Consider the following 7,890-nt stretch of genomic DNA (forward strand, 5'->3'; position numbering starts at 1 on the left):
CCCGCGGGACGCCGGGGAACCGGTCTCCGTACGCACATCACACAGGGTTCCGCGGCGTCCCGCGTCTCCCTCTTCCGCCACACCTCCGGCGTCGCACGACGCGCGGAGCCGAAGGCGCGCGAGGCGAGGCCGTGCCGCCGCTACCCCGTCATCGTCTTCTTCACGGTCTCGACGAGCTGCTTCAGGCTGAAGGGCTTCGGCAGGAAGTTGAAGGCCTCGCCCTCCGGCAGGTTCTTGCGGAAGGCGTCCTCCGCGTAGCCCGAGACGAAGATCACCTTCAGCTCTGGCAGGTGCTTGCGCACCTCGCCGAGCAGCGTCGGCCCGTCCATCTCGGGCATCACCACGTCCGAGACGATGAGGTCGATCACGTGCTCGCCGGACCGCACGATCTGCAGCGCCTCGATGCCCGAGGCCGCCTCCAGCACCGTGTAGCCGCGGGCCGTGAGCGCCCGGCTGTTGACCGCGCGCACCGGATCCTCGTCCTCGACCAGCAGGATCGTGCCCTGCCCGGTATGGTCCGCCGAGGGTTTCCGCGGGGCGGGCTTGGGCGGAGAGGGCGGTGCGGCGCGCGCCACCTCCGGAGCCGTCTCGGCGCTCTCGGCGGGCTTGGCCGGCGGGTAGGTCGCGGGCGGCAGGGCCGGCACGGCGGGATCGGCCGCGACAATCCGGGGACGGCCATCGTTCTGCGGCTCGGACGAGACCTCCGGCAGGGCCTCCGGCACCACCTCGGGGACGTGGCGCGGCAGGTAGATCTTGAAGACGGTGCCCTCGCCCACGACCGACTGCACGTCGATCGTGCCGCCCGACTGCTTGACGATGCCGAACACCGTCGAGAGGCCGAGGCCCGTGCCCTTGCCGATCTCCTTCGTGGTGAAGAACGGCTCGAAGATCTTCTCCATGATCTCGGGCGGGATGCCCTCGCCCGTATCCTGCACCTCGATCAGCACGTGGTCGCCCGGCGGCGGCCCGCCGCGGCCGTCCGCGACGGCGTCGGGGCCGGGATCGGCCACGTTGGTGGTGCGGATGAAGAGCTTGCCGCCGCCCGGCATCGCGTCGCGGGCGTTGACCGCGAGGTTCACGATCACCTGCTCGAACTGGTTGACGTCGGCCTTCACGGGCCAGACCTCGCGCCCGTGCTTCAGCTCCAGCCCGACCCGCTCTCCGAGCAGCCGCTTGAGCAGCAGGGTCAGCTCGGAGAGCGACTCGCCGACATTCATCACCTCCGGCCGCAGGGTCTGGCGGCGCGAGAAGGCCAGCAGCTGCCGCACCAGGCCCGCGGCCCGGTTGGCGTTCTGCTTGATCTGCATGATGTCCTGGAAGGCCGGGTCGGTCGGCCGGTGGCTCGCCAGCAGGAGGTCCGAGTAGCCGATGATCGCCTGCAGCACGTTGTTGAAGTCGTGCGCGATGCCGCCCGCGAGCTGGCCGACCGCGTTCATCTTCTGCGACTGCGCCACCTGCTGCTCGAGCTGGCGCTGGGCCGTGGTGTCGAGGGCGTAGAGGATCACCGACTCGCGCTCGTCCTCGTCGAGGGCCTCGCCGGTGCCGCCCGCCGTGATCAGCCAGACCCGGGCGGAGCGGTTGCCCGGACCCTTCAGGCTCACCTCGATCGGCGCGATCTCGGAGAGGCCGCCCGCCGCCTTGGCGAGCGCCGCATCGACGCCCTCGCGGTCGGTGAGCGCGTCGGTGACGTTCGGCTCGTGGGCCGGATCCTGCGCGGTCTCGTCCGCCTCGTCCACCGGATGGCTCGGCAGCGTGCCGAAGAGCCGCGCGAAGGAGGCGTTGGCCCGGGCGATCCGGCCGGAGCGGTCGAGCGTCGCGATGGCGATCGGCGAGTTGTTGAGGAAGCGGGCGAGCCGCACCTCGGCGGCGCGCTGCGGCTCGTCGAACTCGGCGCCGGCCGAGCGGTTGATCACGAAGGTCCGCGAGGCGCCGGGCTTGCCGTCCTTACCGAAGGCGATGCGGTGGTAGAGCCGGGCCGGCAGCGGGTGGCCGTTGCGGCGGCGCAGGTCCAGGTCGAACCGGTCGGTGCGCACCTCGCCCGGCAGGCCGACGCTGCGGGTCAGCACCTCGGCGCCCGGCGCGATCTCGGAGAGGTGGGGCCCGCCGGAGCCCACGGTCGCGAGGTCGTAGCCGAGCCACGCGGCGAGCGTCGCGTTCATGTAGACGATCGAGCCTGCCGGATCGATCGACAGGAAGCCCGCGGGCGCGTGGTCGAGATAGTCGATCGCGTGCTGGAGCTCCTGGAAGACGTTCTCCTGGCGCTCGCGCTCGGCGGTGATGTCGGCGACCGTCCAGAGGGCGGCCGCCCGGCCCGGCCGGGGCAGGGGGCGCACGTGGATGCGGTACCACGCGAAGTCCCTGGCGCCGCCCCGGGGCGGGGGCGCCATGCGGATCTCCTCCGTGTGGCTGCGCCCGTCGCGGGAGGCCTGGGACAGGCGGTAGACCGCCTCCGACACCTCCGGCGAGCCGACGAAGACCCGCTCCACCGAGCGCAGGTTCGAGAAGCTGTCGCCGCCCGCGACCTGCAGATAGGCCTCGTTGGCGTAGATCAGCCGGCCGCCCTCCTCCGCCACCAGGGCGGCGTCCGGCGAGCCGTCGACGATCGCCTTGGTGATGTCGTCGCGCGCCCCCTGTCCCGCGAGCTGGAGCGCCCCGATCGCCAGCGCGAACAGGAAGAACACGCCCGCCATGGCCAGCAGCGCCAGCAGCCAGACGATCAGCGACTGCGCCTGCTCGTTGGCGACGAACGAGAGGCCGATGGCCGCGCCCACGAGCAGCCCCGCCAGAACGAGCAGGAGGCCGACCCGACCGGGCCGCTCGGACCGGTCGATCGAGCCCGGCACGGGCGTCGCGACGGGCGACGTGGGTCCAGACAACTCGGCCATCACGCATCAATCCAGTAACCGGACCCGGTTAGGCCCCGGGACCGGCGACGGCAAGGGTTGCCGCTACCGGGTCCGTCTTACGGGAAAAGTGTGCATGCGCGGTAGCCTGCGCGGGACCTCCGGGACGCGCACGGGTGCCCTACGCCCCCGCCTCCTCGGGCGCGGGGCCGCCGAAGCAGCGGCGCACGGCCTCCCAGAAGGCCTGCCGCTCGTCGGGCGTGCAGCGGTCGAGGCGGGCGCGCACCAGGCGCAGGCCGGCCGTCGCGTCCGCACTCGCGCGGATCTCGGCCTCGCTCGGGGCGCACTGCTGCGCGGCCGACAGGGTCGGCATGGACGTGGTCGGCATCGCTGTGAGCCCTCCGGCGCCCCCGGTTCGCGGCCCGCGGCCGTTCGCCGCCCGTCGTTCCGCCGTGACTTACGCCCCGGCGCGCGGTTCCGTTCCGCCGCGCGATCGGGCAAGAGGCGCGGGCCTGAGGGCCGGACGCCGTGTCCGGCCGCGCGAGCGGGGGCGGGCTTTTGCGGCTCAGCGTCGAGGATCTGGCCTGCCGGCGCTCGGGGCGGCGCGTCTTCGCGGGCCTGTCGTTCGCCCTCGGCCCCGGCGAGGCGCTGGCGGTGACCGGGCGCAACGGGGCCGGCAAGTCGAGCCTGCTGGCGATCCTCGCCGGACGGCTGCGGCCGGATGCGGGCCGGGTGGCGGTGGCCGATGTCGGCGAAGCGGCCCTGCCCGAGTGCCTTCACGCGGTCGGCCACCGGGACGGGCTGAAGGCGGCGCTGACGGCGGGCGAGAACCTCGCCTTCGCGCAAGCACTGCTCGGCGTGCCCCGCATCGCCCCGCGCCCGGCCCTGGAGCGGCTCGGCCTCGGCCACGCCCACGACCTGCCGGTGGCCTATCTCTCGGCCGGGCAGCGGCGCCGGGTGGCGCTCGCCCGCCTCCTCGTCTGCCACCGGCCGCTCTGGCTCCTCGACGAGCCGACCGCCGCCCTCGACACCGCCTCGCAGGGGCTGCTCGCCGGGCTGATGGCCGAGCACCGGGCGGCGGGCGGCCTCGTGGTGGCGGCGACCCATCAGGCGCTCGGTCTGGAGGATGCCCGCACCCTGGCGCTCGCCGCGCCGGAGCCGGGGGCGGCCCCGTCGTCCGTGGACGCGGATCCGGAGGACTGGGCGTGATCGGCATCGTCTCGGCCCTCATCGCCCGCGACCTCGCGCTGGCGGCCCGCGTCGGCGGCTCCGGCGCGCTCTCGCTCGTCTTCTTCCTGATGATCGTGGCGCTGATCCCCTTCGCGCTCGGGCCCGACCTCAACCTGCTCTCCCGGATCGGCCCGGCGATCCTCTGGCTCGCGGCGGTGCTCGCCACCCTCATCGGACTCGACCGCCTGTTCCAGGCCGACGAGGAGGACGGCTCCCTCGACCTGATGAGCGCGAGCCCGGCGCCCCTCGAACTCGTGGTCCTGGCCAAGGTCGCGGCGCACTGGCTCACCACCGGCCTGCCGCTGGCGCTCGCCTCCCCGCTCTTCGGCCTGCTCGTCGCCCTCGACGGCACCGCCATGGGAGCGACCGCCCTGACCCTCCTCGTCGGCACGCCGGCGCTCACCTTCATCGGCGCGGTCGGCGCGGCGCTCACCGCCTCGATCCGCCGGGGCGGGCTGATCCTCGCGGTGCTGGTCCTGCCCCTGATGGTGCCGACCCTGATCTTCGGCGTCTCGGCCACCGAGGCGGCGTCGGGCGGCACGGTGCCGTTCGGGACGCCGCTCGCGATCCTGGGGGCCCTCAGCCTGATCGCCGCGGTGGTCGGCACGCTGGCGGCCGCCGCCGCCCTGCGCTGGTCGGAGTAGGGCGTCCTTTACGCCCCCCGCAGGGGGGCGTATCCGGCCGCCTCACACGCATCGTCGAGGGCCAGCGTCGAGGGCCAAGGGTCGAGGGTTAAGCGTCGAGGGGCACATGCCGGCCGATATCAGGCGCTGCACCGAGGTCGAGGGCGCCTGCGCGATCCACGAGGCGCCGCCGGACATCCGGGTCTGCACCGACCTGCTCTACGTGCCCGTGGAGTACGGTGCCCTCTGGGGGCTCTACGACGGTGACGTACGGATCGACCGGGACGCTCCGCTCGGCGCCGACGCCGCGCGGCAGGTCGCCGAGCTCCGCGCCTCGGCCCCGCGGATCGACGGGCGCTTCTACTATCTGGGCGACGTGGTCGAGCATTTCGGCCACTTCGTCGTCGGCAGCCTCTCGCGCCTCTGGGCGCTGCCTGCGGGTGCCGACACGCCCCTGCTCTACCACGGCGCGCAGGACATCGAGCGGCTCCGCGGCCTCGGCTTCCTGGAGCCGATGCTCGGATCCCTGGGGCTCGGCCTGGAGGCGCTCCGGCACTTCCGCGTCCCGGTCCGGCTCGCCGAGGTCACGGTGGCAGGGCGCGCCTTCCGGGAGAACCGTTCGGCGAGCCGGGCCTACGACGGCCTCTGCAAGGCGATCGGGCGGCCCTGGCTGGCGGGCGTGGCCGCCGACGGGGATGCGCGGCCGGCCTATCTCTCGAAGCTCAAGCTGCCTCCCGGCAGCCTCCACAAGCTGGAGAACGAGGCCGAACTCGTGCGGGCGCTCGAGCGCCGGGGCGTCGACATCGTCTTCCCCGAGGAGCTCGACATCCGCGCGCAGGTCCGGCTCTTCGCCGAGCGGCGGCACGTCCTCGGCCTCACCGGCTCGGCCCTGCACGTCTCGCTCTTCGCCGCGCCCGAGCGCCGGATCCTCGGCCTCAACTGGTGCCGCCGCCTCAATTCGAACCTCCTGCTCTTCGACGCCCTGAACCGGAATCGGGCGCACTACTACTTCGCCGACGGCGTGACCTGGGTCCGGAACGACGCCTACGCCGCCGAGCGCGACTTCTTCCTGCGCTGGTCGTTGCCGGACCCGGCCTCCGTCGCCGCCGCCCTGGTCGAGCGCGCCCAGGATTTCGACGGCACCGGCGAGCGCGATGCCCGGGAGGAGGCCGCGCGGTCGGGCGGTCTCCTCGCCCGCTCCGTGAGCGCCGCCGGGCGCCGGGCGCGCGCCGGGCTGCGCCGCCTCCTGGGCCCCTGATGACCCGGGTGCGCCGGAGCCCCGCATTGCCGCTGCACCGCACTCGACGCTAAAAGCCTGGCCAAGCGCCCCGCACCGTGCGGGGATGTCACGGTATCAGGCAGGCCGCCGGGACGTCCCGCGCGCGCCCTCAGGCAGGCAGGATGTCCTCGGCCCCGATCTCCCTCTGGACCCGGCTGTCCAATCCCAGCCACTTCATGCGCTGGTCGGGCGCCCTCGTGCCCTGGCTCGCCGGTCTCTCCGCCCTGGCGCTCGGCATCGGGCTCTATCTCGCGTGGTTCGTCGCCCCGCCCGACTACCAGCAGGGCGAGACGGTGCGGATCATGTTCATCCACGTGCCGGCGGCCTGGCTCGGGGTGTTCTTCTACGGCGCCATGAGCCTGTCGGCGGTGGGCACGCTGGTCTGGCGCCACCCGCTGGCCGACGTGGCCCAGCGCGCCGCCGCGCCGATCGGGGCGGCCTTCACGCTGATCTGTCTCGTCACCGGCTCGCTCTGGGGCAAGCCGATGTGGGGGACCTACTGGGTCTGGGACGCGCGGCTCACCTCGATGCTGCTGCTGTTCCTGATCTATTGCGGCATCGTCGCGCTCTGGCGCACGATGGAGGATCCGAACCGGGCCGCGCGCGCGGTGGCGATCCTCACGCTCGTCGGCGCCATCAACCTGCCGATCATCAAGTTCTCGGTGAACTGGTGGTCCACCCTGCACCAGCCGGCCTCGATCCTGCGCATGGGCGGCCCGACCATCGACCCCTCGATGCTCTACCCGCTCCTCGTGATGATCCTCGCCGCCACGATCGGGGGGACCACGCTCCACCTCTACGCGATGCGCACCGAGGTGATGCGCCGCCGGGTGCGCACGCTGACCATCCGCGAGGCGGAGCGCCTCGACGCGGGCCGCGTCGCGGTGACGGCCCCCGCCTCCAACGCGGCCGCCCTCCCCCTCGGTCAGGCGCTCTGAGGACCCGACCATGGATCTCGGAACCCATGCGGGCTTCATCCTCGCGTCCTACGCCTTCACCGCGCTGGTGATGGGCGCGCTGGTGCTGAACGCCGTGCGCGACCGGCGCGCGCAGACCCGGGCCCTGCGCAGCTTCGATGCGCTGCGCGGCTCCGGGGCGCTGCGCGGCTCAGGGGAGGAGCGCCGGTGAGCGCCGAGGCCCCCGCGGCGCCGGCCCGCCGCTCGCTCCTGCTGATCCTGCCGCTCGTCACCTTCGCGGTGCTGGCGGGGGTGTTCTTCCTGCGCCTGCGCTCGGGCGTCGATCCGGCCGCCCTCCCCTCGGCGCTCGTGGGCCGGCCGGTTCCGGCCTTCGCGCTGCCGCCGGTGCCGGGGGTGACCGCGGACGGCGCCCCCGTGCCGGGGCTGACCTCCGCCGACCTCAAGGGCCAGGTCACGGTGCTGAACGTCTGGGCCTCGTGGTGCGCGCCCTGTCAGGTCGAGCACCCGATGCTGATGCGGCTGGCCCGCGAATCCGGCTTCCGCCTCGTCGGCATCGCCTACAAGGACGCCCCCGAGAAGGCCCGCGCCTTCCTCGCCCGGCACGGGGTGCCGTTCCGGGCGGTCGGGCTCGACGAGACGGGCCGCGTCGGCATCGATTTCGGCGTCTACGGCGTCCCTGAGACCTTCATCATCGGTCCGGACGGCGTGATCCGCGACAAGCTCGTCGGCATCGTCACGCCCGACAACCTGAAGGACGTGCTGGAGAAGATCCGCCGCGCCGGGCAGGTCGCGGCGGCGCGCTGAGGCGTACTCTCCCTCCCCCGCAGAGGGGAAGGGAAAGATCCTGCGGCCGCTACTTCTTCATCAGCCCGCCCAGCACGTTGCGCAGGATGGCGTCGCCGACCTGCTTGCCGACGCTGCGGGCCATCGAGCGGGCGGCGTTCGACACCACCTGCTCCACGATCCCCGGCCGCCGCCCGCGGCCGGGGATCGTGGAG

General features: G+C 73.5%; 8 protein-coding genes. 6 read left to right on the plus strand and 2 right to left on the minus strand.

Annotation, left to right across the window (positions count from 1 at the left end; translation table 11 throughout):
- Positions 1–140: 140 nt before the first annotated feature.
- Complete coding sequence (locus MFF54_RS25610; RefSeq protein WP_238307019.1) at positions 141–2,885, minus strand: hybrid sensor histidine kinase/response regulator; 2,745 nt, start codon at positions 2,883–2,885, stop codon at positions 141–143.
- Positions 2,886–3,024: 139 nt separating this feature from the next.
- The gene (locus tag MFF54_RS25615; RefSeq protein ID WP_238307020.1) at positions 3,025–3,231 is read right to left on the minus strand and encodes a hypothetical protein; all 207 of its coding nucleotides are present in this window, start codon (positions 3,229–3,231) and stop codon (positions 3,025–3,027) included.
- Between the two features lie 170 nt (positions 3,232–3,401).
- On the opposite strand from MFF54_RS25615, the gene ccmA reads away from it, so the two are divergent.
- The 6 genes from ccmA to MFF54_RS25645 all read left to right on the plus strand — a co-directional run bounded on the left by ccmA (position 3,402) and on the right by MFF54_RS25645 (position 7,696).
- A complete protein-coding gene (gene ccmA, locus MFF54_RS25620) occupies positions 3,402–4,052 on the plus strand; it encodes a heme ABC exporter ATP-binding protein CcmA (protein ID WP_238307026.1) in 651 nt (216 codons plus the stop codon).
- On the plus strand, positions 4,049–4,717 hold the full coding sequence (gene ccmB, locus MFF54_RS25625; RefSeq protein ID WP_238307021.1) for a heme exporter protein CcmB: 669 nt from the start codon (positions 4,049–4,051) through the stop codon (positions 4,715–4,717). The genes ccmA and ccmB overlap by 4 nt, the downstream gene beginning before the upstream one ends.
- Positions 4,718–4,823: 106 nt before the next feature.
- Positions 4,824–5,954 carry a glycosyltransferase family 61 protein gene (locus MFF54_RS25630; RefSeq protein ID WP_238307022.1) on the plus strand — a complete coding sequence of 377 codons (1,131 nt, stop codon included), beginning with the start codon at positions 4,824–4,826 and terminating at the stop codon, positions 5,952–5,954.
- Positions 5,955–6,097: 143 nt separating this feature from the next.
- The gene (locus tag MFF54_RS25635) at positions 6,098–6,913 is read left to right on the plus strand and encodes a heme ABC transporter permease (RefSeq protein WP_238307023.1); all 816 of its coding nucleotides are present in this window, start codon (positions 6,098–6,100) and stop codon (positions 6,911–6,913) included.
- Positions 6,914–6,923: 10 nt separating this feature from the next.
- Entirely contained in the window at positions 6,924–7,103 is a 180-nt protein-coding gene (ccmD, locus tag MFF54_RS25640) for a heme exporter protein CcmD (protein WP_238307024.1), read from the plus strand.
- A complete protein-coding gene (locus tag MFF54_RS25645; RefSeq protein ID WP_238307025.1) occupies positions 7,100–7,696 on the plus strand; it encodes a DsbE family thiol:disulfide interchange protein in 597 nt (198 codons plus the stop codon). The genes ccmD and MFF54_RS25645 overlap by 4 nt, the downstream gene beginning before the upstream one ends.
- Positions 7,697–7,890 lie beyond the last annotated feature (194 nt).

The sequence above is a fragment of the Methylobacterium gregans genome, from assembly GCF_022179245.1.
GTDB lineage: Bacteria > Pseudomonadota > Alphaproteobacteria > Rhizobiales > Beijerinckiaceae > Methylobacterium > Methylobacterium gregans.